We start from the raw sequence: 23,540 nt of genomic DNA, 5'->3' as shown, positions 1-23,540 counted from the left end.
ACATTTTCCAAAGTATCACCCAATATACCATGCGGGGTATTTGACCGGGGCAGGTTCCATCTATTATAATGTTGTTATCAATATTACAGAGAAGAGGGTTAGGATGACTGTTGAAGAGAAGTATGTCTATGATAAGGCGGTAGTCAACCGCATAAACCGTCTGCAGGGGCAGATCAACGGTGCGTTGAAGATGATTGAGGAGGGCAGGCACTGCAAAGATGTGGTCACTCAGTTGAGTGCGGCCAAAAATGCATTGAACCGTACCATGAACGTGATCGTGAGTGAAAACCTGGTGGAATGTGTGAAAGAAGCGATGGATGACCCGGATCAGGATACGGATGCACTGGTCAAGGAAGCGGTCGAACTGTTGAACAAGAGCAGATGATAAATCATCTGTTTTTATGCCTCCTGTCAAATACCCTAAGGGGTATTTGACAGGAGGCGGAGTGTTTGCTATTATACCCTTATGGGTATTTAAAACAAGGAGGTTCTATACAATGAACAAAACTGGAACGGATTATCATATCAATGATGCAGACGGGATACTTGAAAAAAATCAGTACCTGCTTGATGTCAGGGAAGATTTTGAATACGATATGGGTCATATTGAAGGTGCCCGGAACATCTCGGTGAATGAATTGGAAAACAGGCTGGATGAACTGCCAAAGGACCGGCGGATCCATGCATATTGCCAAAAGGGAAAACGCGGTGCCAAAGCCGTGGACATTCTGAAGCGGAATGGATACGATGCAGTGAACCTGGACGAAGGCTTTTCTTCATATACCGGTGCGTATGACAGTTCGAAGACTGTTACAGGCGCACCGGATGCATCCGGGGATAGAAACATTGATCCGGAAAGGGTGAGGATTGAAGCGAGTGGTCTTCAGTGCCCGGGGCCTCTGCTCAGGGTGAGCGAAACGATGGGACAGCTTGAACCCGGACAGCAGATGGAAATCACGGTGACGGATCCCGGTTTTTGCACGGATGTCGAAGCCTGGGCGAAAAAGACCGGAAACACGGTGCTAAAAAACGAAAAGGATGGTGACAGGGTTGTTGCTGTACTCGAGAAGAATGATCAGCAGCCAGCGCCATCCGGGGAAGGCCATCAGATGGTGGAAACGAAAAACGGTGCAACGATGGTCGTCTTCAGCGGTGATCTCGACAAGGCGCTTGCTTCGTTCATCATTGCCACTGGCGCCAAAAGCATGGGTAAGGATGTAACGATGTTCTTCACATTCTGGGGACTCAATGTCATCAAGGACCCAGAAGCACCGAAGAAGGATAAAAAGGGATTGGACAAAGCATTCAGCATGATGATGCCCAAATCTGCCGCCAAACTGCCAATTTCGAAAATGAATATGTTCGGGCTCGGATCGAAGATGATCCAGTATGTCATGAAGAGGAAGAAAGTCGACGCATTGACGGAAATGATCGACAAGGCCGATTCCCTCGGTGTCAAAATGGTGGCCTGCACGATGAGCATGGATATCATGGCGGTTGAGGCGGATGAACTGCTGCCGAATGTCAATTTCGGAGGGGTCGGCACTTATCTCGGTGATGCAGAAAATGGGAACCTGAATCTTTTCATATAATAAGCGGTATATTGAATACTAAGGAGTGTATATAATGTTCTTCAAACAATTTTTTGACAAGAAACTTGCACAGACATCCTACATGGTGGCATGTCAGCAAACAAAAGAGGCGATCATCATCGATCCGAAACGTGTCGTTGATGAATATGGAGAAGTGGCAGCTCAGGAAGGTTTCAACATCACACAGGTGACCGAGACGCATATCCATGCGGATTTCGCTTCCGGTTTGCGCGATGCTGCTGAACGTTTCAATGCGACGGCATATGTATCAGATGAGGGGGACGAGAATTGGAAATATGAAGGTATGCCCAAAAACACGGTATATCTAAAAGATGGCGACATCATCAGAGTCGGCAAAGTTGAATTGAAAGTCCTCCATACACCGGGCCATACACCGGAAAGCATTTCATTTGTTCTGACAGACAGAGGCGGCGGCAGCGATGAACCGATGGGCATATTCACAGGGGATTTCCTGTTTGTCGGTGACATCGGACGGCCGGATCTTCTTGAAGAGGCGGCACAGATGGAAGGTACGACTGAGGAAGGCGCGGCAGCGATGTTCGATTCATTGAAAACAGTGGACAAGTATCCGGAATTCATGCAAGTCTGGCCGGGTCATGGGGCCGGCAGTGCCTGCGGCAAGTCACTCGGTGCAGTGCCGCTCTCCACGCTGGGCTATGAACTGAGGAACAACTGGGTGTTCGACTATGATGACAGGGAAGCTTTCATAAAAGAGCTGACAAGCAACCAGCCGGAGCCGCCAAGCTATTTTGCCCAGATGAAGAAAGTCAACAAGGAAGGACTGCCCGGATTCAAGGTGAAGGATGTTGAAGTGGGCACCCCGGATGAACTGCCGGGACAGCTGTTCGATCTCAGAAGCCGGGAGGAATTCAGGAAAGGGTTCAAAAAAGGTGCGATAAACATTCCGTACAATGACAAATTCCTTCAGTTTGCCGGATGGTATATCGATTATGATCAGCCGATGACTGTTATCGGCAACCCTGAAGACAGCCGGGTGCTGCAGGAGGATCTCGCTTCCATCGGATATGACAATCTTCAGCTGATAGTCCCTGCACGGGAGGCAGAACAGTATTACGACGATGCATATGAAAATGTATCTGCGGCGGAGTTCATCAGCAATTTCAAGGATAGGAATATTCTCGATGTCCGTTCTGCTTCCGAATATAACAATGGCAGTCTTGAAAATGCGCACCATCTGCACTTCGGCCAGCTTGACGAGAAAGAGGTGCCGTTCGATGCGGACGATACAATCTATGTGCATTGTCAGTCCGGTGTCCGTTCAGCCATAGCCATGAGCGCACTCAAGGCCCGGGGATACGATAATGTCGTAAATATCGAAGATGGCTACGCAGGTCTCATCCGAGCGATGCAGTGATGGATATTGTAACGATCATCGTCATATTTCTGATCGGTTTCGTCGGATCTTTCATCTCGGGGATGGTGGGCATAGGGGGATCGATCATCAAGTACCCGATGCTTCTGTATATACCCGCATTGCTTGGTGTCACTGCGTTTACATCACATGAAGTATCTGGAATCAGTGCGGTACAAGTGTTTTTTGCAACGATAGGTGGCGTCTGGGCATATAGGAACAGCGGTTATCTGAACATGCGGCTGATCGCATACATGGGAAGCGCGATACTTGCAGGCAGTCTCCTCGGGGGATACGGCTCGACATTCCTTACAGAGACCCAGATTGATGTCGTATATGCCGTGCTTGCGGCAATCGCTGCCATCATGATGTTCATCCCCAAAAAGGAAATCCCTTTTTCACGGGGCGATGTCCTTCATTTCAACAGGACGCTTGCGGCATCACTTGCATTCTTGACCGGCAGTGCCGCCGGCATTGTCGGTGCTGCCGGTGCCTTCATACTGGTTCCGATCATGCTGGTGATCCTTAAAATACCGACGCGCGTGACGATTGCGACCAGCCTGGCTGTCACACTGATTTCCTCCATCGGTACGACCGTCGGCAAAGTGGCGGCTGATCAGGTGCTCTACGGACCTGCCGCCATCATGATCATAGCAAGTCTCATTGCGGCACCACTCGGGGCAAAAGCTGGACAGAGGATGAATACCGGGGTCCTCCAGTGGATTCTGGCACTGCTGATACTGGCGACAGCTGTTAAAATCTGGGTGGAAATCCTGTTGTAATGCTGCAGTGTTCCAGATCGGGAGAAGGTATTTTCTGCCGGCAGTCCGTTGGATGTTTACGGAACCGATTTTCGGATACAGTTTTATAATGATAATGGCAGAAAGGGTGTTACAGTGGAATTTCACGAAGTTCTGGTAGTTGGCGGCGGTACTGCAGGAATAACGGTAGCTTCACGTCTGAAACGCATATCCGAGTATATCGACCTGGCCATCATTGACCCGGCTGACAATCATTATTATCAACCGCTATGGACACTTGTAGGGGGCGGCGTCGTTGATAAGGAAGCGTCCCGGCGCTCTGAGGCTTCATTGATCCCGAAAGGGGTCAAATGGTACAAGGAATCGGCGGAATCATTCAAACCGGAGGAAAATCGGGTGACCACTTCGGAAGGCACTGAAATAATGTATAAATACCTGATCGTATGTCCCGGTTTACAGCTGGACTGGGATGAAATAGAAGGACTGGCTGGAAATGTGGGGAAATATGGCATATGCAGCAACTACTCGTATGAACATGTGGATTACACATGGGAAACAATACGATCTTTCCAGGGGGGCCGTGCGATATTCACTCATCCCGATTCGGCGATTAAATGCGGGGGTGCACCACAAAAGATCATGTATCTTGCAGATGAGGCATTCCGGAATCAGGGAGTCCGCAACCGGACGGAAATCAATTTCAAATCAGCAAACGGCTCTGTGTTTTCAGTTAAGAAATATGCTGATGCGCTTGATGAGGTCATCAGCAGAAAGGGAATCAGGGCCGATTACAAGAAAGACCTGATCAAAGTCGACGGCCCCAACAAACAGGCGGTTTTCCGGGACCTGGACAGCGGGGAGGAAGAGACGCTGGATTATGATATGATTCATGCAGTCCCTTATATGAGTGCCCCTGATTTCATCAAGAGAAGTCCTCTGGCCAATTCTGATGGATGGGTGGACGTAGACCCCCATACCCTTCAGCATAATGGATACGGAAATATTTTCAGCCTCGGGGATGTTTCCAGTGCGCCGACCTCGAAGACGGGTGCAGCGATACGCAAACAGGCACCGGTAGTGGCATCACATATCAAATCAATGCTGAAAGGCGGTGCCCGATCCGCCCGCAGGTATGACGGGTATACTTCATGTCCCCTCGTCACGGGCTATAATTCCCTTATAATGGCAGAATTCAAGTATGATAATGTGCCATCGGAAACTTTTCCTGTCAACCAGGCGAAAGAAAGGAAAAGTATGTACATGGTGAAAAAGTATGGACTGCCTGCCATGTACTGGCGGGGAATGATGAAGGGGCTTATGTAGGCATGCCCGACGGCAAGTCCTGAAAATTTTGGATATACGGGTCTATACAGTGTCTGGCTTCATTTGAAAATCACTCCCTCCTGTGCGGACGGTCATCGACCGCCCCGCAGGAGGGAGTTTTAAATTTCCATGTAAATGGATACTGGTGTCATAACTCCTGAACCGTCATCGTCGCTGTTCATAAATTTATTGATACCTTCCAGGCATATGTTAAAATTACATAAAAGCGCTTACAAAATTGCGGAAAGGGGAACTGCCGTGCAGCAGTTATATAAGATTTTGTAATTTTTAAAATATATGGACAACGGTTTGTGCATGCTGTAGACTGGTCTTATTAATCAAATTATATGAGTTTAATCGGTTTTAATCCTACTATAAATGAGGGATATCATGTCAGAGAAAAGAACCATGACCCAGAAGATCCTGGATTTCATCGAACGGGTGGGCAATAAGCTCCCGGATCCGTTCGCACTCTTCGTCGGACTGGCTGTGCTGATGATTCTCGTGTCCTATATATTCAGCCTTTTTGATGCATCGGTCAATCACCCGGGGACGGGCGAGGAACTGCCGATCAGAAACCTGCTGTCTGGTGAAGGGCTGCAGTTCATCATCACTTCGATGCTCGAGAACTTCACTGGCTTCGCGCCGCTCGGGCTTGTGCTTGCTATGATGCTCGGTATCGGACTGGCGGAAAAGGTCGGACTGCTCGATTACGCAATCCGCAAGACAATCCTGAAATCACCGCCGTTCCTCGTGACCTATACGGTCGTGTTCGTCGGTATACTGGGTAACCTCGCATCGGATGCTGCGGTTGTCCTCATTCCGCCCCTCGGTGCACTCGTATTCTATAAGCTCGGACGCCACCCGCTTGCTGGACTCGCCGCCGGTTTCGCCGGAGCAGGTGCCGGCTTCACGGCGAATCTGTTCGTTGCCGGAACGGATGCACTGCTTGCAGGAATTTCGACGGAAGCGGCTGCGATACTGGATGAAAGTATAACTGTGACGCCAGTGGACAATTGGTATTTCAATATTGTATCCGTGTTTGTGCTGACTGTCGTCGGCGGTCTGATTACCACCAGAATCGTTGAACCGCGTCTTGGGAAATATACCGGAGATGCTGTGGAGGATGAGAATACGGAAGAACTGCCGAATGCCAAGAAAGGGTTTTTCGCAGCCCTGATTGCCGGACTGCTCTACTGGGCACTGGTGCTCGGTGTCATCTTGATCCCGAACAGCCCGCTCAGGAATGAGGAAGGCGGTATTTCGCCTTCGCCATTCCTTGATGGCATCGTACCGATCATCCTGATCTTCTTCATTGTCATCGGCATGGCGTTCGGTATCACAGTCGGAAAGATCCGGGCGAGTAAGGATGTCACGTACTATATGACGGAATCCATAAAGGATATGGCGGGTTATATTGTGCTTGTATTCGCCATCGCCCAGTTCATTGCATACTTCACCTGGTCCAATCTGGGCACATGGCTTGCAGTGAACGGCGCCGAATTCCTTGAAAGTGTCGAGTTCACGGGAGTGGGACTGATCATCGGCTATGTCATATTCACTGGTCTCATGAACTTCCTGATTACATCAGGTTCTGCAAAGTGGGCAATCGAGGCACCAATATTCGTCCCGCTGTTCATGCAGCTCGGCTACAATCCTGCATTTACACAGGCAGCGTACCGTATTGCGGATTCGTCCATCAACATCATCACGCCATTGTTTCCGTACATGGTCATCATACTGGCATTCATGCAGCGGTATGACAAGAATGCGAGCATCGGCAGCTACATGGCGCTGATGATCCCCTACTCACTGATATTCCTGGTGGTATGGATCATCATGCTGCTCATCTTCTTCTTCACGGGGTTGCCGCTTGGTCCGGGTGTCGGAGTGTATCTTGAGAAATAAAGTAATGAAGGAGTATGAATCATGAGCGATATTGAAAACAGGCTGATTGAATGGAGAAGGGATTTCCACAAGTATCCGGAACTCGGGTTCCTTGAAATGCGTACATCGACGATTGTGGCGAATGAGCTGGAGACGCTCGGATTCGATCTTGAAATCGGCAGGGAAGTCATGTCCCCCGGACACTGCCTGGGCAAACCGTCTGATGATGAAACAAGAGCGCATGAGAAATGGGCCAGGGAGAACGGTGCTGTGGAGAAATATATGGACCGGGTATCCGAAGGATATACCGGCATCGTGGCCACATGGGATACGGGCAGGCCAGGTCAGACGGTTGCCTACCGCGTCGATATGGATGCCCTGCCAATCTATGAGTCCGAGGATGAAAGCCATGTCCCGGTCCAGTCGGGCTTCCGCTCGCTGAACACGGAAATGCATGCCTGCGGTCATGATGCGCATACCTCCATCGGGCTCGGACTCGCCGTGAAAATTGTTGAAAACCGGGACCAGCTGAACGGGAAGATCAAACTCATCTTCCAGCCGGCAGAGGAGGGGGCGAGAGGCGCCATCTCCATGGTGGAGGCTGGCGCGGTGAATGATGTGGACTGTTTCATCGCGACGCATATCGGCATCGGTGTCGAACAGGGGCATTTTGTTGCATCCAACAACGGATTTCTCGCGACGTCAAAGATGGATGTCCGCTTCAAAGGCGTCTCCTCCCATGCAGGCGGAAAGCCGGAGGAAGGTAAGAATGCGATGCTCGCCGCCGCCAATGCCGTCATCAATCTGAGTTCCATCCCGCGCCACTCCGGCGGCATGACCCGGATCAATGTCGGGGAGCTGCACGCCGGAAGCGGCCGCAATGTCATCGCAGATGAAGCGAAGCTTATGATTGAGACACGTGGTGAAACATCCGTACTCAATGATTATATGAAAACTTACGCTGAATCGATCATCGAAGGGGCGGCGCGAATGCACCAGGTCGACTACGGGATAGAACTCGTCGGAGAGGGCATCAGCGCCAAGGGTTCCACGGAGCTCGCTGAAATCCTGCATGAATGTGCAAAGGAAAACGGACTCACGAGCCTGGTGCAGAGTGATGAAGCTGCCGGGTCGGAGGACGCGACGTTCTTCATGGATGCCGTACAGAAACAGGGTGGCTGCGCGACATACTGTGTCATCGGCACGGATCTTGCCGCCGGCCACCACAATGAACGATTCGACGTCAACGAAAAGAGCCTGCTGCAGGGTGTAGAGACCCTGTTCGCCTCTGCAGTGAAGCTGGCCAATAAGTAGAAATAAGCGCTCATTGATGTGCATGCACATCAATGAGCGCTTATTTTACATCCCTACGAATATCCACGCAAACAGATAGATGACAGGGAAGGATATGACGGTCCTCAGTACGAATATCAGTACGAGCTCGAATACGGAGACCGGTATCTTCGATTTGAGCAGCAGGGCGCCGACTTCGGAGAAGTATATGATCTGTGTCAGTGACATGACGGCGATCAGGAATTTTGTGAAGTCACTCTCGATACCGGAACCGATGACAGAGGGCAGGAACATGTCGGTAATACCAATGATGAACGCCGGTGCTGCAGCAGCGGCTTCGGGCACCTGAATCAACTCGAGGAACATCTGCACCGGGTAACTCAGGAACGTGAATACAGGTGTATATTCCGCAAGGATCAGTGCGATGGTCCCGATGGCGATGACGACCGGAATCAGCCCGCCGTATATATCGATGACGTTTATCGTGCCATCCTTCAGAAGCCCTTTCGGACCGTCGCTTTTGGCAGTTCTCCGGTAGGCGCGCAGTTTGGCAGTTTCAAGAATGCTGCCGCCTTCGGTACGTTCGTCAATCTGGCTGCCGGTCACTTCATAGTATGTCTCCTCCTTGACAGACAGCGGCGGGATGCGGACCAGTATCAGTGATGTGAACAGACACGCAATCGTCATCGTCAGGTAGAACTGCAGGAAGTAATGTTCGATGCCGATGAAAGTGGCGATCACGAGACTGAACGGTATGGACAGTACTGAGAAGTTTGTCGCGATCGTGAGTGCTTCCCGTTTTGTATAGAAGCCCTTCTCATACTGTTCCGTCGTAATCATGACACCGACCGGGCTGCTGCCCATCCAGGAGGCGAGCGCATCGATGGAGGAGCGTCCCGGCACCCTGAATAACGGACGGATGAGGGGTTCGAGGAACGTTCCGACCAATTCCATCAGGCCGAAATTCATCAGGAGCGGCATCAGGAATGCAGCAAGCAGAAGCCACGTCGCAAGAATGGGCACGAGGGAGTACATCATCGTGCCGCCGGTCAGTTCACTCGTTATCGCCTCCGGTCCGAACCCAGTAACGACCATGACGGCAATGACTGCACCGGTGGATCTGAGAATGAACCATAGCGGGCCGAGGACGAAGATCCCCTGCAGCTTCGGCGTATGGGTGAAGAGTCTTCTATTCACAAACGTGCCGTATATGGTGATCATGAGAAAGGCAGCGATTGTGGTCGTCGTGATGGCGGGTATCACCCCTTCAAAGTTGGCAAGTATGCCTTCTGCCATGATGCCCAGGATGATCGTCCACTGGCCGTCGATGCTGACGGGCACGATGAACAGCAATAGGGCAATGGAGGAAATGGTCCAGGTCTTCAGCTTGGTGACTGTATCAAATTGCATAAACAACCCTCTTCTATGTATTAATTATGAATAATTCAATGATAGAAGAGTATGGGCGAAAAGTCCATAATATTCTGATATAATTGGGAAGGAATATCTTTGGAAAGAGGGATAGCATGCCGAAAGCGAATAGAAGAATGCAGTATATCGAGGTCCCGGGCACCCGCCAGTTTGCCAACCGGGTGGAGGAGTTCCCGGGCTGCGTGGATCTGACGCTCGGTCAGCCGGATTTTGAAACATCGCAGCCGATCAGGGAGGCAGCCATCGACGCCATCAATACGCAGTCGATGAAGTATTCCCATAATACGGGGCTCTACGTACTCAGGGAGGCCATCAGCAACTATTATAAAGACCGGCACGGTGCACATTATGATCCGAATGGCGAAGTGCTGGTGACCGTCGGCGGCAGTGAGGGCATCGACGGAGTCCTCCGGGCGATACTCGATCCGGGGGACGAGGTGATTGTTCCGGCCCCGACGTACCTTGGGTATGAACCCATCATCGAACTCTCGGGGGGCATTACGAAATTCGTCGATACGACAGATACCGGGCTGATTGCCACGCCTGAGCTCATCGAGCGGAACATCACGGAGAAGACGAAAGCTGTCCTCCTCAACTATCCGACCAATCCGACCGGTGTTACGTATACGAAGGAGCAGATGGACAGGCTGGTGGAAGTTTTCAGGAAGTATGACATATTCGTCATCACTGATGAGATATACGGGGAGAACACGCTGGAAGGCGACCATATCAGCCTGGCCGGCTATCCGGAGATCAAGGAGAAAGTGCTCGTCATCAACGGGCTCAGCAAATCGCACGGCATGACCGGATGGCGGATCGGATATGTCACCGGCCACCGGCAAATCATGGAGGAAGTCACTGCAGTCCACCTCTATAATACGATATGTGCCAGCCTCCCGAGCCAGTATGCAGCCATCGAGGCGCTGAAGCACCAGCTGCATGTGCCGGGGGAGATGAACAAAGAATATATCAGAAGACGTGACTATATATACGACCGGCTGACGGGTATGGGCCTCGAGGTCAAAAAGCCCACGGGCGCATTCTACATCTTCCCGTCGGTGGAAAAGTACGAACACGACTCATTCAAATTCTGTACGGAACTGCTTGAAACCGTCCAGCTCGCCGTCGTCCCCGGCCGTTCCTTCTCGGAATTTGGAGAAGGCCATATCAGACTGTCTTTCGCATGCAGCATGCATGAGCTCGAGGAAGCGGCGGACCGTCTGGAAAAATACCTCCATATGTTAGAAGCGGCAAAATGAAATATTTCAAATCAGGCAGATTGTGATGCTATTTCACATTCTGCCTTTTTGTGTTTATAAAATTTTGAAGAGATGTTATACTGATTCGTAATAACAGAATAGTGAGAAAATTCTTGAAAAGGGAGCCGTAGGGTCCCTATATTTGTTTCCAAAGATTTTGGGAGGGGGGATATGCATGGGTGGATTTCCGCTGACTGGCTGGCTGATCATGATTGTACCGCCGGTGCTGATGATTCTTTCTGTAGTGCTCTGGTATGTCAGGGAAGTGAAGATGGAAAAACTGGAAAATGAACTGATAAGAAAAAATGATCCAGGAGGTGAATGATAATGAGCCACACAGGTATATTGGTCATTGTCATTTTGTATCTGCTGTTCCTGCTCGCTGTCGGGTTCTGGTACTCGAAGGCGAGCAGCGCAGGTTCTTCAGAATATTTTCTCGGCGGGCGAAAAATGGGGCCGTGGGTCCTGTCGATGAGTGAAAAGGCGTCTGAAAGCAGTGGTTTCATGACTGTCGGCCTGCCGGGTGAAGGGTATTCCACCGGCATGAGTTCCGTCTGGAATGCTGTTTCGGCCGTATTCTCCATATTCAACTGGTTCTTCTTTGCGAAACGGATCAGGCGCCTGTCCGAAATATTAAAATCAATCACCATCCCGGACCTCCTGTCGGCAAGGTTCCAGGATCATTCACATGTGATGCGTATGGTTTCGATTGTCGTCATGACAGTTTTCCAGACGGTATACGTCTGTGCCCAGTTCGTGGCATTTGGCGTCCTCTTCGAAGTCGTCCTTGGTGTCAGTTTCTCCGTGGGTGTCATTGTCGGCGGCATCATCACCATCATCTACACGATTCTGGGTGGTTTCTTTGCGGTGGCACTGACCGACTTCATCCAGGGGCTTCTCATAGCATTTGCGCTGTTCATACTGCCGATTCTGGCAATCATTGAGATTGGAGGATTCAACCGCATGGGTACGCTCCTCGATCAGTCCATGGGAACTGAATTTCTGCAGCCGTTCTTCGGCGAGTCACTGCTGACGCTTGCCGGACTCATCGGCATCATCAGTTACCTGTTCATCGGGTTCGGATTCAACGGTTCACCGCATATTCTCATCCGCTACATGGCGCTGCGCAATACGCGGGATGTGAAGCGCATCGCCCTGATCGGCATCATCTGGATGATGATCGCCTATTACGGTGCTTCATTCATCGGCATGTCCGGAGCGGTCCTGTTCCCGGATCTCGGGAATCCTGAGCATATCTTCCCGACGATGACGGTCGAACTTCTGCCATGGTGGCTTGCGGGTTTGGTGCTTGCGGGTGCATTATCCGCAATGATGTCCTCCATCGACTCGATGCTGCTTATCGCCTCATCGACAATCGCGGAAGACTTATGGAATAAGGTGCTCCATAAAGATGAACTCGATGAAGACAAAACAATACTCATATCAAGAATTGCCACTGCAGTCATCGGAGTGTTCGGCATCATCATCGCACTGAATCCGCTGGATTCCGTATTCTGGCTCGCCGTGTTTGCATGGGCGGGGCTTGCAACATGTTTCGGTCCGCCGGTCATCCTCTCCCTCTTCTGGAAGGGCGTCACGAAATGGGGCGCAATCTCAGGGATGATTGTCGGACCAGTCGTGACTGTACTGTGGTACTTCTTCCCGCCGCTTGATATATATGAAGGCGGACCGGCCTTCATAGCGGCACTGCTGACCATTGTCCTGGTGAGCCTCGTGACACATCCCCCGAAAGGCGGGGACTTCGACAGGATGTGGGATGAATACACAGAGAAATCGGAACTTGGCAGACCGGTGCCTCTGCCGTCGGATGTTGCATCTGTAAAGGCGCTGAAAAAGAGTGATGTAAGCACGAAGACAGAGAAGGAGATCGTCACGCAGCTGCTCAACAGCAAAATTCGCACAGTAAGCACTTATGTGGGCAAGTAGGAAAGGAAGAGGCATTTTGGAAAATGATATGGAGACAATCTCCCTGATCAAAACGGGGTTCGATCTGAGTGACAGGGAAGTGGTGTGCTACCCATATCTGATCGTCACCTTCAAGATATACATGCCGAGGCTGTTCCTGAAACCGAGGGTCGCCTATACCGTCGTGGCAGCGGACCTGGTCAAAGGTGCCGCGGCAAGAGCGAACATGTTTCCTGAAACCGAAGAGGTGGATATCCGGGAGGATTCACTCGTCCCGGGTCTCATAGAGGAGGAAGAGGCACTGACGAATGCGAGAAAAACCGCCCTCAGGTGGATCATGTACAAGTTCCATTCATTCAGGGCGCCCCGCATCGAAGTGATCCAGAGGCAGAAAGCCTACAAAGCATTTTTCCATGCAGACGTCAAAGGCAGGAAGGTGCTGGTTGATTCGGTAAAAGGCCTGGAACAGGATGATATCAGATAACTGGAACGGGTTTGAAACTTAAGTATGAAAGAGGGATCTGTATGATGGATTTCAGAAAAAGGCGGATGAAGCTCCTCGGCACAATGGACGAAAGGGAGGACGCACTTGTCATCCTCACCGATCCCGCCTATATCCACTATCTGACCGGATACCACGGGGCGCTCGGCATCGAATGGGGCCGGCCGGAACTGTTCCTCATGACAGGGGACGGGGAGTCCGCCCTGATCACCCCGCTGATGGAGCAGGAGATGGCACTCAGGCAGACATCGGTCGACCGGGTCATACCGTGGACCGACGGTCTCGATGATGAGTGGAGGAAACCGCTCGGGGATTTTATCAGCAGGCATGCCGGCGGGAATATCGGCATCGACTATCCAAAGATGCCCCGGGTGATATGGGATTTCATCACCGGTCGGTCGGGACGGGATAAAGTTGCCGATATCAGTCCGGCCATCGACAGGATGCGCATGATCAAAGATGCCGATGAAGTCCGGGTTGCCCGGCATGCTGGAGAAGTGGCCGTTGCGATGCTCGAAGGGGCGATGGACCGGGCCGGAACGGGAGTCTTCGAATATGAAGTGGCCCTGGCGGCTATTGAGGCCGGAACGAAAAAGGCGGCTTTCCTGATGGAGCAGTGCTATCCGGATGACGAGCCGTTCAATTTTCCGGTCATAGGCAATCAGCAGATCATGGCAACCGGCGGCCTGACCACAATGTGCCATCATCGGAACGGGATGACGCGGCTGGAATATGGCGAACCGTTTTTCATCTGCCACTGCGGCACGGCCCGGTTCAAAAGTTTCTATCCGGGGTTTGACAGGACCCTTTTTGTCGGAGAGGTAAACAAAGAAGCCCAAAAACTGCTTGAAACCGCAGAGAAAGCCCAGGCAGCCGCTCTCAATGAAGTGAAACCAGGCGCCGTGGCCGAAGATGTCTATCATGCATATGCGGAGGTCATCCAGAGTGCGGGCTACCCGATACCATTTCGGGCAGGCCGGTCGATCGGCTTCTCAGTCAACGAAGCGCCCCAGCTTGCATATGGGGACAAGACGAAACTTGAGAGAGGGATGACATTCGCAGTCGACGGCGGCGCCGATGGCAAGAACTATCGCGCGCAGGTCGGCGACAGCATACTCATCACGGAAAACGGTTTTGAATTTCTGACCCCGTTCACCAAGGAGCATTCAAAACTGGTGGTTGGGAGATAGGTAATGTACAGATCGGTTAAGCTACAGTTTTAATTGTCTGGGGAACAAAAAACAGGCCGCAGTAATAATTCTGCGGCCTTAATTCATGAAACGGTTACCGGGTTTTGGTTACACCTCTATACTCCTGAGTACGCCATGAATCCACCGTCAACAGGCACTGTAATACCTGTGACAAACTTCGAAGTATTTTCATCGGCCAACCACAGAAGAGTGCCAAGCAAATCTTCAGGTTCTCCGAAGCGTCGCTGGGGGGTATGGGAAACTATTTTTTCAGCTCGCTCAGATAATGAACCGTCCTCCTTCAATAATAAGTCCCTGTTTTGCTTGGTGAGGAAAAATCCTGGAGCGATTGCATTTACCCGGATTCCTGCTTCTGCAAAATGGACTGCGAGCCATTGTGTCAGGTTATCTATCCCAGCTTTAGCGGCACTATAAGCGGGGACTTTTGTCATAGGTGACGGGGCAGACATGGAAGAGATATTGATGACTGTTCCACCACGATTTGTCATCTCTTTGCCAAACACCTGTGTCGGAATCAGTGACCCTGTCAGATTCAACCTGAAGACATGGTCGAAACCTTTAAGTTCAAGATCAAAGAATGATTTTAAAGTGTCATTCTCAGCATCACCATTTTCAAAAGTTTCCTTGTCTGTTATGGCATCGGGATGATTTCCTCCGGCACCGTTGATCAGGAGGTCGCATTCCCCGAGCTGCTCTTTTACTGTTGCATATGCTTTTTGGACACTTTCTTCATCCAGAACATCGCATGCAACTGCGATTGCCCTGCCCCCTCCATCTGTAATTTCATCTGCAATTTCCTGGCCGTTCTTCTGGTTTCTGTTCAAGATGGCTACATTCATCCCCTGGCGTGCAAGTTCTTTCGCCATTTCCTGGCAAAGAACTCCGCTTCCTCCTGTAACTACAGCATTCTTACCCATAAGACCTTCAAATTCAGGCAGCAAAATCATCCAACTCCTTTCCGTTTTTCCAATTCATATGCGTCCCACAGCCCCCACAGGTACATGATGCCCAGTGCACGGTCATACAGTCCATATCCGGGGCGGCAGTCTTCATCCCACAGATGACGTCCGTGGTCAGGGCGTACATACCCTTTAAAACCTGCTTCATGATATGCTCTCACGACATCGTCAATCGGCACTGATCCGTCCCGGGAGCGATGGGACGTCTCGATGAAGTCCCCGTTATCATAGGTTTTTACATTCCTGATGTGTGCAAAAGCGATCCGGTCTGCAAATCGTCTGATAATATGAGGGATATCGTTTTCGGGATTTGCCCCCAGAGAGCCGCTGCACAGTGTCAGGCAATGGGATGGGCTATCTGAAATTGAAAGATATCTTTCAATCGCACTTTCACTGTTTATGATTCTCGGCAGGTTGAATACCGACCATGGTGGATCGTCGGGGTGGATGGCCATTTTGATGCCTTCCTCTTCAGCCACCGGCAGGACTTCAAGCAGGAAATGCTCCATGTTTTTCCACAGTTGCTCTTCATCAACAGTTTCGTATGCCTTGAACGAATCTTCAATAGTTTTGAGCCTTTCAGGTTCCCATCCGGGCATCGTGTAGCCGGAGTCGGTTGTCTGTTTGATGAGTTCGTCCGGGTCCATATTTTCCACTTTGGATTTTTCATAGAACAGGGCAGTGGAGCCATCTCCCAGTTCTTTGAATAAATCTGTTCTTGTCCAGTCGAAGACTGGCATGAAGTTAAAGCATACTACCCTGGCTCCTGCTTTTGCCACATTCCGCAGACTGATCTTGTAGTTTTCAATATATTCATCTCTTGAGGCTTTTCCGAGCTTTATGTCTTCGTGGACATTGATGCTTTCCACGACATCCAGATGGAAGCCGTGGGCATCCGCCTGCTTCTTGACTTCCATCACTTCCTCTTCAGGCCAGACCTCACCGGCCTGGCGGTGATGCAATGCCCATACCACCCCTTCAACCCCCGGAATTTGCTTGATCTGATCTAATGTTACAGAGTCGTTTCCTTCCCCATACCATCTAAAGGTCATATGCATGTCTTATCATTTCCTTTTCTAAAATGTGAGTACTATTTTTCTTGCTGCTTCAGGGTTGTTTTCAAGTAATTCAAAGGCATCATGAATCTGATCCATGGAATATCTTTGGGAAATGATCTGTGTCGGATCGATTTCGCCACGTCCGACCTGATCTATCACTTTCGGGAATTGATGAGTCTGCAATCGTGACCCGGCCACTTTCAATTCTTTTTTGGTCAATAGTAATGAAGGAATGGATGAAGGCTGCTCATTGAATCCCAGGGTAACGACTCTGCCGGCTATGGATGCAAGTTCAACGGCCTGTTGGAAAGTTTGGGGCAATCCAACAGCATCGATGACTACATTTGCAAGTTCTCCATTCGTCAATCTGTTGATTTCTTCTTCAACATGGACTCCATCAGGTTGGATGGTTGCGTCGGCACCGATGGATTTGGCGTAATCCAGCCGGTTCTGATTGAAATCAGAGATGAAAACTTTGGCGCCGCGTTGTTTGGCCTGCAGGAGACAGGCAATCCCGGTTGGGCCGGCACCGATTACGAATACGGTATCACCTTCCCTTACATCTCCTCTGTAAGTTGCCTGCGCGCCGATGGTCATCGGTTCCATCAAGGCGGCTGCTTCTTCAGAGACGTTCCCGGGCACTTTATGCCAATTATTCTCATCTGCTTTCAGATATTCAGCCATTCCCCCGTCTCTGTGCACACCGAATACTTCAAGGGAATCACATACGTTAGGCTGGCCATTTCTACAGGCGTAGCATTCGCCGCAGTATGTGATGGGCTCCAATGCTACAAGATCCCCGGGTGCAAGGGAAGTGACCGCTTCTCCGACTTGCTCAACAATGCCGGAAACTTCATGTCCGATGACCCTTGGATATGAGGTGAATGGGTTGCTGCCATGGTATATGTGGACATCAGAGCCGCATATGCCTACATTTTTTATTTTCACTATGACTTCGTCACCATTTTCAATAACGGGCTTTTCAAGTTCAACAATATTCAGTTGACCTGGTTTTTCTACTTGTATTGCTTTCATTCTTGACACTCCTTATCTTTATTCGAACAGTCCTGGCAGGAATAGTGATAATGATGGTACAAAAGCGACAATGATCAGTACGATGATGGCAATGACGAAATATGGAACAAGCTCTTTGACAGTAGTCATGATCTTGACGTTGGCAAATTGAGAGGCGACGAACAGGCACACACCGACAGGTGGTGTTGACAGGCCAATCATCAATGCCAGTACCATGACAATACTGAAGTGGATTGGATCCATACCGATGCTGTCAGCAATTGGCAGCAGCACAGGGAACAGAATGACGATTGCTGCGATTGTTTCCATGAACATTCCGACTATGAGCAGCAGAAGCATCATCAACAGAGTGATGAGTACCGGGTTGTCCGTAATGGATAGGATGCCGTCAGCAACCAGGACAGGAACACCTTCTGCAACCAGGATCCATCCGAATGTATTGGCAAGAGCTACAAGGATCAAGATGGAAGCAGTAGTTCTCAGAGTGTCCATTATGATGCCCGGTACTTCTTTCAGATCCAGTTCCTTATAAACAAATTTACCGACGATAAATGCATAGAAAACGACAACGACTGCCGCTTCAGTCGGTGTGAAGTACCCGCCGAGGATTCCCCACAAAATGATGACGACCATGAGCAGTGCCCAAAAAGCGCCGAAAAAGCTTTTGCCGACTTCGGAAACTGAATGTCTGCGTCCTTTGGGGTATTGTCGTTTTACAGCAATCATGTATGTAACAAGCAAGAATCCGAGTCCAAGAACCACACCCGGGATTGCACCGGCTACAAACAAGTCGCCTATGGAAATGCTGGCGAGCGTACCGATGATGATCATCGGCAGGGAAGGCGGAAGCATCGGTCCGACCGTGGATGAAATAGAAGTGACGGCCGCTGAAAATCCGGAACCGTAGCCTTGCTTTTTCATTGCCGGTATCATGACAGAACCGATACTGGCTGTATCTGATAACGCAGTTCCGGAAATGCCTCCGAATCCCAGGGATGATGCAACGTTTGTCAACGCCAGACCGCCTCGAATATGTCCTACGAGAGCGTTTGCAAAATCGATGATCCGGTTTGTAATGCCACCGGCATTCATCAGGTTACCCGCCAGAATGAAGGCTGGGATGGCTAACATTACAAATGAATCCAGGCCGGCAAACATCGTTTGAGGGATGACAGTGACCGGCACGCCGGCAACCAGGAGGTAAGCCAACGCTGATAGGCCTAAACTGAAAGCGATGGGTACCCCTGCTGCGATACAGAATAAGAATATGCCTACTAAAAGTAACGCCATCATATGTCGTCCACCTCATTTCTTGGTTCGTTCTTCTGGCAACGGTCAATTATATAAACGATTGAATATACGAAAAGCAATAATGCGAGTATTGGGATCGAAGCATATATATATACCATATCTGCCCCGAGGGTGGGCGCATAGAAATCCACGCCAAGCCCGGTGAACTGTACACCATATATGAAGAGGAATATTGAAAATATCATGATGAACACTGATACGATACTTTCATATATCCGCCGGGCGTTTTTGGATAATGATGACGGCACCAGGTCAACAGTGATGAACTCGCCCCTCCTCAGAGCTACAGGTGCTGCTGTCACCATTGAATAGACGAACAAATATCTTGAAAGTTCTTCTGTCCAGGTGAACTGGTAGGGGAAATATCTACTCAGGATCTGAGTAACCACCACGATGAGCAGAGCAGCAAAAAATATCATGGAAATGATTCCCAGAATTTTATCGACGCGGTTCATCATTTTCATTCGTCACTACCCCCTTTTCCACTTTCTACAATCTCCTGATAGAGTTCCAGCTGTTCTTCACTGAAGTACTCTTCAAGGGCCGGCTGCATAGCTTCACGGAAAGCTTCCTGATCAACATCACTGTTGAATTCGACACCTGTTTCTTCAAGCTGGGCGCGTACTGCTCTACCTTCCTCTTCCATCAGATCCCGGGAATAGGCCTCGGCTTCACCTGCTGCTTCTTTGACTGCTTCCTGCTGGTCTTTGGGAAGGGCTTCCAATTGTTCTGAGCCGACAACTACATAGATCCAGGAACGGACGTGCTCGGTTTCATTGATGTAATTCTGCACTTCATAAAAGCCATTACTCATTATCAGGTCATTCGGGTTCTCCTGACCGTCAATTACACCCTGTTGCAGACCTGTGAATACTTCACTTAAGCTCATAACCTGTGGCTGGGCACCTGCCTGTGACCAGGATTCCAGGAAGAGGGGAACGTTTGGTATGCGCATACCGAAACCGTTCAGGTCTTCTGGTGAAGAAATAGGGGTATTTGATGTGAGATTACGGGGCTCCCGTTCCATATAAAACAACGGTGTCAGGCCGATATCTTCATCTATTTCCTGCTCAATCTGTTTGCCTATGGGTCCCTCAATCACTTCCCTCATATGTTGCTGGTTGTCAAAAGCGTAAGGAACAGCCAGCATGACGGCATTCGGTGACCATACTTCCATGGATTCACCTGTGATGGTAAGATCCGTCGCGCCATAACGTATGGAATTGATGTTATCGACTTCACTGCCCAACTGGCTGTTGGGATAAATTTCAATTTTCACTTTACCGTCTGTCTTCTCTTCAACACGTTCTGCGAACTCGACTGCTGTTCTGTGCCACAGATGGTTGGAATCGGAAATATGCGTCATTTTCCAGGTGGTGACATCCTCTTCATCTGCTGTGGCATCGTCTTGTGAGCAACCGCTTACAAAAATGAGACATAGCAGAACGAATAAAGACCATTTTTTAACCATTCATCTAAACCTCCAGTTCCTATTAATTGAAATAATCAGGATATGATTCCTTCAGTGCTTGCTGGTCGTATATCAAAAGAGCAAGGTGTTCTCTCATGAGCTGTTCAGCCTGATCAGGATCTTTTGCTTTGATGGCTGTAACCATCTCTTCATGCTGATTGACAAGTTTCTTCCAGTTAAGTTTCATTGCCAGGCTGAGTTTTCTCAGACGATTGGAGTGAGTATCCATTTTCTGAATCACTTCCCATACCCTCGTCTTTCCGGCACCTTCAGCAATCAGACGGTGAAATTCCTTGTCCAGTATGAATAATTCGTTTTCATCATCGTTGTCTCTTGCAAATTTCTGGTACTTCACGTTTTTTTCAAGTTTTGATATGTATGCCTCAGAGAAAGATTCACATGCGAGACGGATTATGCCCGCTTCCGCCTGTTCTCTCAGAAAGCGTGCATCTTCAACATGATCCAGATCGATCAAAGATATATATGAGCCTCTCTGTGGGAGAACAGTCAGCAATTCATCCTCAGTCAATCTAAGAAAAGCTTCCCTTACAGGTGTTCTGCTTACCTCCAGTTCTTCTGAGATCTCTTTTTCAGAAATAGTCGCCCCGGGAGGAAGTTCAAGGGATACAATAGCTTCCCGCAATGCTTCATATACAAAATCCCGTGTAGAATTTTTATGTTTGTTCCGATTTAACATGGCGTTGCCCCTTTCTGAAAATTCATTCTACCACACTACCATACAAGTATGCTAGTATAAATTAAAACGCTTACAGGAGGCACGATTATGATCAAAGCTGAAGAACTGCAGGAAATGACCCGCAGTGTATTTGAGGGACATGGCCTATCGAGGGAGATTTCTGAGACAATAGCAGATGTCCTGGTGCATGCAAATTTAAGAGGGGTGGACTCCCACGGGGTACTCAGGGTTGAGCATTACATCAAGAGGATGAAAGAAGGCGGTATAAATCTTGCTCCCGACTTGAAAGAGACGGACAGTTCAGCCTCGACCAGCACCTTTGATGGGGATAACGGCTTTGGCCATCACATATCGAAAAAGGCAATGGAAAGTGCAATAGCTAAAGCGAAAACGGAAGGCATAGGGGCAGTCGCTGTCAAAAACAGCAGTCATTGCGGTGCGCTGTCTTATTTTGTTTCGCAGGCGACAGATGAGAACCTGATAGGGGTGGCAATGACTCACGCAGACAAGATAGTAGTGCCTTTTGGCGGTTCGGAGTCGTTTTTTGGAACAAACCCCATCGCTTTCGGCTTTCCCGCAGATAGGGAAGAACCGGTGATTCTCGATTTTGCGACAAGTACAGTGGCGCTCGGAAAGGTGCTTGATGCAAAAGAAAAGGGAAAGAGTATACCCGGCGGCTGGGGAGTGGATGAGAATGGTGATGACACGAACAATCCTGATGAGGTCGCTGCGCTTACGCCATTCGGGGGGCCGAAGGGTTACGGCCTTGCGATGGTAGTGGAGATCTTCACCGCATTATTGACTGGTGCGGCATTCGGCCCGCATATTTCCAGGATGTATGGAGATTACGATAAAAACCGGGAGCTTGGACATTTCTTCATGGCCATCGATCCAGATAAGTTCGTAGCAATTGAGACATTCACTTCACGGCTGGATCAGATGATCAGAGAGTTGAGGGAGGCGCCCCCTGCAGAAAACGTGGAAAGGATATATGTGCCCGGGGAGATTGAAATGATGACCGTCAAAGACCGGAAAGCCAACGGCATTCCGGTTTCAGATTCCATTATTGAATATTTGAGAAAGGAATCGGGTGGAAAGTGACAACAGGGAAACATTCTTAAAATATGCATGTTTAGACAACGATAAAGAAAAAGTAAGATGTCCAGCCAGTGGATGAACTTTTGCCATAGCCAAAAGCTATAGCGGACCATGAATAATAACAGTTATCTAATGCTTCCGCTTCTGTGCTAGTCTGTAGCTATATCAAATTTCCGAAGGAGTGGTTGGTTATGACAGTAGCTTACGGGGCAGGCAGGCGGACTGAAACGCCATTTAGGTTTGATAACGTTGGGAGTTTTCTGCGTCCGGCAGAGTTGAAGGATGCGCGGAAGCGTTTTGCGGCCGGGGATATTTCCCGGGAAAAACTGAATTCGGTTGAGGATGCATCAATTGAAGAACTGATTTCGAAACAGAAGGAAGTGGGTCTCGGGGCGATTACTGACGGTGAATTCAGACGTTCGTGGTGGCATCTTGACTTCATGTGGGGACTTCATGGTGTAGAGAAAAAGGATATCGATAGCGGTTATCAGTTCAAAGATGAGGAAACGCGTGCGGAAACGGCGCGGCTGTCGGGTAAGATCAGCGGCGATGGCCATCCATTCATCGGGCACTTCCAGTTCGTGAAGCAGTTCGAGGATGATGGCGTGGTTGCACGGCAGACGATACCGGCGCCGGCACAGTTCCTCTCGGAGCTGCAGCGTCCTGAGAACAAGGCATCGACGGATGAGTTCTATCCCGATCAGGACGAGCTGATCGAGGATATTGCGGCAGCATACCGGACATTCATCAAAGAACTGTACGAAGCGGGCTGCCGCAACCTTCAGCTCGATGACTGCACGTGGGGCATGCTTGTCGATGAGAACTATTGGAAGAGCAGGAATGACAACATTTCGGTGGAGGACCTCAGTCGTGCGTTTGTCACACTCAACAACAAGGCGATTGAAGGCCATCCGGAAGACCTCACTATCACTACACATGTATGCCGCGGCAACTACCACTCGACATGGGCATCATCCGGTGCATATGACAAAGTCGCAGAAGTGCTGTTCGGAGAGGAGAATGTAAAGGCATACTACCTCGAGTTTGACACAGAGCGTGCCGGCGGATTCGAATCACTGGCCAAAGTGAGCGACGGGAAATTGGTCGTGCTCGGCCTCTTTTCCTCCAAGTTCCCTGAACTTGAAGACAGGGAGGAAATCAAAGCGCGTATTGGGCAGGCATCGAAATATATTCCGATTGAACGACTGTGCATCAGCCCGCAATGCGGTTTTGCCTCGACTGAAGAGGGCAATATCCTCACAGAGGAAGAACAGTGGAAAAAACTTGCACTCGTCCGGGAAGTGGCTGAGGAAGTGTGGGGTAAATAGAAAGG

General features: G+C 49.8%; 22 protein-coding genes. 14 read left to right on the top strand and 8 right to left on the bottom strand.

From position 1 onward, the window contains the following. The first annotated feature begins 103 nt into the window (after nt 1-103). The 7 genes from C792_RS0112805 to C792_RS0112775 all read left to right on the top strand — a co-directional run bounded on the left by C792_RS0112805 (nt 104) and on the right by C792_RS0112775 (nt 8,270). A complete protein-coding gene (locus C792_RS0112805; protein WP_017549856.1) occupies nt 104-385 on the top strand; it encodes a metal-sensitive transcriptional regulator in 282 nt (93 codons plus the stop codon). Nucleotides 386-497: 112 nt separating this feature from the next. After that, the gene (locus C792_RS0112800) at nt 498-1,592 is read left to right on the top strand and encodes a DsrE/DsrF/DrsH-like family protein (RefSeq protein WP_017549855.1); all 1,095 of its coding nucleotides are present in this window, start codon (nt 498-500) and stop codon (nt 1,590-1,592) included. Nucleotides 1,593-1,626: 34 nt separating this feature from the next. Then, nucleotides 1,627-2,988 carry an MBL fold metallo-hydrolase gene (locus C792_RS0112795; RefSeq protein ID WP_017549854.1) on the top strand — a complete coding sequence of 454 codons (1,362 nt, stop codon included), beginning with the start codon at nt 1,627-1,629 and terminating at the stop codon, nt 2,986-2,988. Next, a complete protein-coding gene (locus tag C792_RS0112790) occupies nt 2,988-3,767 on the top strand; it encodes a sulfite exporter TauE/SafE family protein (protein WP_017549853.1) in 780 nt (259 codons plus the stop codon). The genes C792_RS0112795 and C792_RS0112790 overlap by 1 nt, the downstream gene beginning before the upstream one ends. Nucleotides 3,768-3,881: 114 nt before the next feature. Continuing rightward, on the top strand, nt 3,882-5,069 hold the full coding sequence (locus C792_RS0112785) for an NAD(P)/FAD-dependent oxidoreductase (protein ID WP_026090360.1): 1,188 nt from the start codon (nt 3,882-3,884) through the stop codon (nt 5,067-5,069). Nucleotides 5,070-5,459: 390 nt separating this feature from the next. Beyond that, nucleotides 5,460-6,977 carry an AbgT family transporter gene (locus C792_RS0112780; RefSeq protein WP_017549851.1) on the top strand — a complete coding sequence of 506 codons (1,518 nt, stop codon included), beginning with the start codon at nt 5,460-5,462 and terminating at the stop codon, nt 6,975-6,977. A gap of 21 nt (nt 6,978-6,998) precedes the next feature. Continuing rightward, a complete protein-coding gene (locus C792_RS0112775; RefSeq protein ID WP_017549850.1) occupies nt 6,999-8,270 on the top strand; it encodes an amidohydrolase in 1,272 nt (423 codons plus the stop codon). A 45-nt stretch (nt 8,271-8,315) separates the two neighbouring features. Here C792_RS0112775 and C792_RS0112770 read toward each other — a convergent pair whose 3' ends face one another. Then, complete coding sequence (locus C792_RS0112770) at nt 8,316-9,659, bottom strand: YjiH family protein (protein WP_017549849.1); 1,344 nt, start codon at nt 9,657-9,659, stop codon at nt 8,316-8,318. A 116-nt stretch (nt 9,660-9,775) separates the two neighbouring features. Between C792_RS0112770 and C792_RS0112765 the strand changes: the two genes are divergently transcribed. From C792_RS0112765 to C792_RS0112745, 5 genes are all read left to right on the top strand, one after another. Continuing rightward, nucleotides 9,776-10,939 carry an aminotransferase class I/II-fold pyridoxal phosphate-dependent enzyme gene (locus C792_RS0112765; RefSeq protein WP_017549848.1) on the top strand — a complete coding sequence of 388 codons (1,164 nt, stop codon included), beginning with the start codon at nt 9,776-9,778 and terminating at the stop codon, nt 10,937-10,939. Between the two features lie 175 nt (nt 10,940-11,114). After that, nucleotides 11,115-11,264 carry a hypothetical protein gene (locus tag C792_RS15005; protein ID WP_017549847.1) on the top strand — a complete coding sequence of 50 codons (150 nt, stop codon included), beginning with the start codon at nt 11,115-11,117 and terminating at the stop codon, nt 11,262-11,264. A 2-nt stretch (nt 11,265-11,266) separates the two neighbouring features. After that, the gene (locus C792_RS0112755; RefSeq protein ID WP_017549846.1) at nt 11,267-12,886 is read left to right on the top strand and encodes a sodium/proline symporter; all 1,620 of its coding nucleotides are present in this window, start codon (nt 11,267-11,269) and stop codon (nt 12,884-12,886) included. 16 nt (nt 12,887-12,902) lie between these two features. After that, the gene (locus tag C792_RS0112750; RefSeq protein WP_017549845.1) at nt 12,903-13,349 is read left to right on the top strand and encodes a hypothetical protein; all 447 of its coding nucleotides are present in this window, start codon (nt 12,903-12,905) and stop codon (nt 13,347-13,349) included. A 41-nt stretch (nt 13,350-13,390) separates the two neighbouring features. Then, nucleotides 13,391-14,557: a M24 family metallopeptidase gene (locus C792_RS0112745; RefSeq protein ID WP_017549844.1), complete on the top strand. Its 1,167-nt coding sequence runs from the start codon at nt 13,391-13,393 to the stop codon at nt 14,555-14,557. A gap of 116 nt (nt 14,558-14,673) precedes the next feature. Here the strand turns inward: C792_RS0112745 and C792_RS0112740 are convergent, their stop codons facing one another. From C792_RS0112740 to C792_RS0112710, 7 genes are read right to left on the bottom strand one after another with little or no spacing between them, the layout of a single operon-like run. Further along, nucleotides 14,674-15,525 carry an SDR family oxidoreductase gene (locus C792_RS0112740; RefSeq protein ID WP_017549843.1) on the bottom strand — a complete coding sequence of 284 codons (852 nt, stop codon included), beginning with the start codon at nt 15,523-15,525 and terminating at the stop codon, nt 14,674-14,676. Continuing rightward, nucleotides 15,522-16,595, bottom strand: a complete 1,074-nt coding sequence (gene uxuA / locus C792_RS0112735) for a mannonate dehydratase (protein ID WP_017549842.1) — start codon at nt 16,593-16,595, stop codon at nt 15,522-15,524. The genes C792_RS0112740 and uxuA overlap by 4 nt, the downstream gene beginning before the upstream one ends. Nucleotides 16,596-16,613: 18 nt before the next feature. After that, the gene (locus tag C792_RS0112730) at nt 16,614-17,630 is read right to left on the bottom strand and encodes a zinc-binding alcohol dehydrogenase family protein (protein ID WP_017549841.1); all 1,017 of its coding nucleotides are present in this window, start codon (nt 17,628-17,630) and stop codon (nt 16,614-16,616) included. Between the two features lie 18 nt (nt 17,631-17,648). Continuing rightward, nucleotides 17,649-18,923: a TRAP transporter large permease gene (locus tag C792_RS0112725; protein WP_017549840.1), complete on the bottom strand. Its 1,275-nt coding sequence runs from the start codon at nt 18,921-18,923 to the stop codon at nt 17,649-17,651. Further along, on the bottom strand, nt 18,920-19,405 hold the full coding sequence (locus tag C792_RS14535) for a TRAP transporter small permease (protein WP_017549839.1): 486 nt from the start codon (nt 19,403-19,405) through the stop codon (nt 18,920-18,922). Before C792_RS14535 ends, C792_RS0112725 begins: the two co-directional genes overlap by 4 nt. Further along, nucleotides 19,402-20,412, bottom strand: a complete 1,011-nt coding sequence (locus tag C792_RS0112715) for a TRAP transporter substrate-binding protein (protein WP_017549838.1) — start codon at nt 20,410-20,412, stop codon at nt 19,402-19,404. The genes C792_RS14535 and C792_RS0112715 overlap by 4 nt, the downstream gene beginning before the upstream one ends. A 22-nt stretch (nt 20,413-20,434) precedes the next feature. Next, nucleotides 20,435-21,109 (bottom strand): GntR family transcriptional regulator, encoded by a 675-nt coding sequence (locus C792_RS0112710; protein ID WP_017549837.1) that lies wholly within the window; start codon nt 21,107-21,109, stop codon nt 20,435-20,437. An 87-nt stretch (nt 21,110-21,196) separates the two neighbouring features. On the opposite strand from C792_RS0112710, the gene allD reads away from it, so the two are divergent. Both allD and C792_RS0112700 read left to right on the top strand, forming a co-directional pair. Next, complete coding sequence (gene allD / locus C792_RS0112705; RefSeq protein WP_017549836.1) at nt 21,197-22,210, top strand: ureidoglycolate dehydrogenase; 1,014 nt, start codon at nt 21,197-21,199, stop codon at nt 22,208-22,210. Between the two features lie 188 nt (nt 22,211-22,398). Further along, a complete protein-coding gene (locus C792_RS0112700; protein ID WP_017549835.1) occupies nt 22,399-23,535 on the top strand; it encodes a 5-methyltetrahydropteroyltriglutamate--homocysteine S-methyltransferase in 1,137 nt (378 codons plus the stop codon). Nucleotides 23,536-23,540: the final 5 nt, after the last annotated feature.

Origin of the sequence: Salinicoccus carnicancri Crm, from assembly GCF_000330705.1 — a bacterium.
GTDB lineage: Bacteria > Bacillota > Bacilli > Staphylococcales > Salinicoccaceae > Salinicoccus > Salinicoccus carnicancri.
Note: the sequence above shows the minus strand (reverse complement) of the source record. Positions and strands in the feature narration are given on the sequence as shown.

What these genes read in the sequence shown, in the direction of transcription:
- C792_RS15005 (WP_017549847.1), top strand. Translation starts at nt 11,115, where the DNA reads ATGGGTGGATTTCCGCTGACTGGCTGGCTGATCATGATTGTACCGCCG.
- C792_RS0112710 (WP_017549837.1), bottom strand. Translation starts at nt 21,109, where the DNA reads ATGTTAAATCGGAACAAACATAAAAATTCTACACGGGATTTTGTATAT.
- C792_RS0112755 (WP_017549846.1), top strand. Translation starts at nt 11,267, where the DNA reads ATGAGCCACACAGGTATATTGGTCATTGTCATTTTGTATCTGCTGTTC.
- uxuA (WP_017549842.1), bottom strand. Translation starts at nt 16,595, where the DNA reads ATGCATATGACCTTTAGATGGTATGGGGAAGGAAACGACTCTGTAACA.
- C792_RS0112775 (WP_017549850.1), top strand. Translation starts at nt 6,999, where the DNA reads ATGAGCGATATTGAAAACAGGCTGATTGAATGGAGAAGGGATTTCCAC.
- C792_RS0112805 (WP_017549856.1), top strand. Translation starts at nt 104, where the DNA reads ATGACTGTTGAAGAGAAGTATGTCTATGATAAGGCGGTAGTCAACCGC.
- C792_RS0112740 (WP_017549843.1), bottom strand. Translation starts at nt 15,525, where the DNA reads ATGATTTTGCTGCCTGAATTTGAAGGTCTTATGGGTAAGAATGCTGTA.
- C792_RS0112780 (WP_017549851.1), top strand. Translation starts at nt 5,460, where the DNA reads ATGTCAGAGAAAAGAACCATGACCCAGAAGATCCTGGATTTCATCGAA.
- allD (WP_017549836.1), top strand. Translation starts at nt 21,197, where the DNA reads ATGATCAAAGCTGAAGAACTGCAGGAAATGACCCGCAGTGTATTTGAG.
- C792_RS0112715 (WP_017549838.1), bottom strand. Translation starts at nt 20,412, where the DNA reads ATGGTTAAAAAATGGTCTTTATTCGTTCTGCTATGTCTCATTTTTGTA.
- C792_RS0112765 (WP_017549848.1), top strand. Translation starts at nt 9,776, where the DNA reads ATGCCGAAAGCGAATAGAAGAATGCAGTATATCGAGGTCCCGGGCACC.
- C792_RS0112795 (WP_017549854.1), top strand. Translation starts at nt 1,627, where the DNA reads ATGTTCTTCAAACAATTTTTTGACAAGAAACTTGCACAGACATCCTAC.
- C792_RS0112700 (WP_017549835.1), top strand. Translation starts at nt 22,399, where the DNA reads ATGACAGTAGCTTACGGGGCAGGCAGGCGGACTGAAACGCCATTTAGG.
- C792_RS0112770 (WP_017549849.1), bottom strand. Translation starts at nt 9,659, where the DNA reads ATGCAATTTGATACAGTCACCAAGCTGAAGACCTGGACCATTTCCTCC.
- C792_RS0112730 (WP_017549841.1), bottom strand. Translation starts at nt 17,630, where the DNA reads ATGAAAGCAATACAAGTAGAAAAACCAGGTCAACTGAATATTGTTGAA.
- C792_RS14535 (WP_017549839.1), bottom strand. Translation starts at nt 19,405, where the DNA reads ATGAAAATGATGAACCGCGTCGATAAAATTCTGGGAATCATTTCCATG.
- C792_RS0112800 (WP_017549855.1), top strand. Translation starts at nt 498, where the DNA reads ATGAACAAAACTGGAACGGATTATCATATCAATGATGCAGACGGGATA.
- C792_RS0112725 (WP_017549840.1), bottom strand. Translation starts at nt 18,923, where the DNA reads ATGATGGCGTTACTTTTAGTAGGCATATTCTTATTCTGTATCGCAGCA.
- C792_RS0112745 (WP_017549844.1), top strand. Translation starts at nt 13,391, where the DNA reads ATGATGGATTTCAGAAAAAGGCGGATGAAGCTCCTCGGCACAATGGAC.
- C792_RS0112790 (WP_017549853.1), top strand. Translation starts at nt 2,988, where the DNA reads ATGGATATTGTAACGATCATCGTCATATTTCTGATCGGTTTCGTCGGA.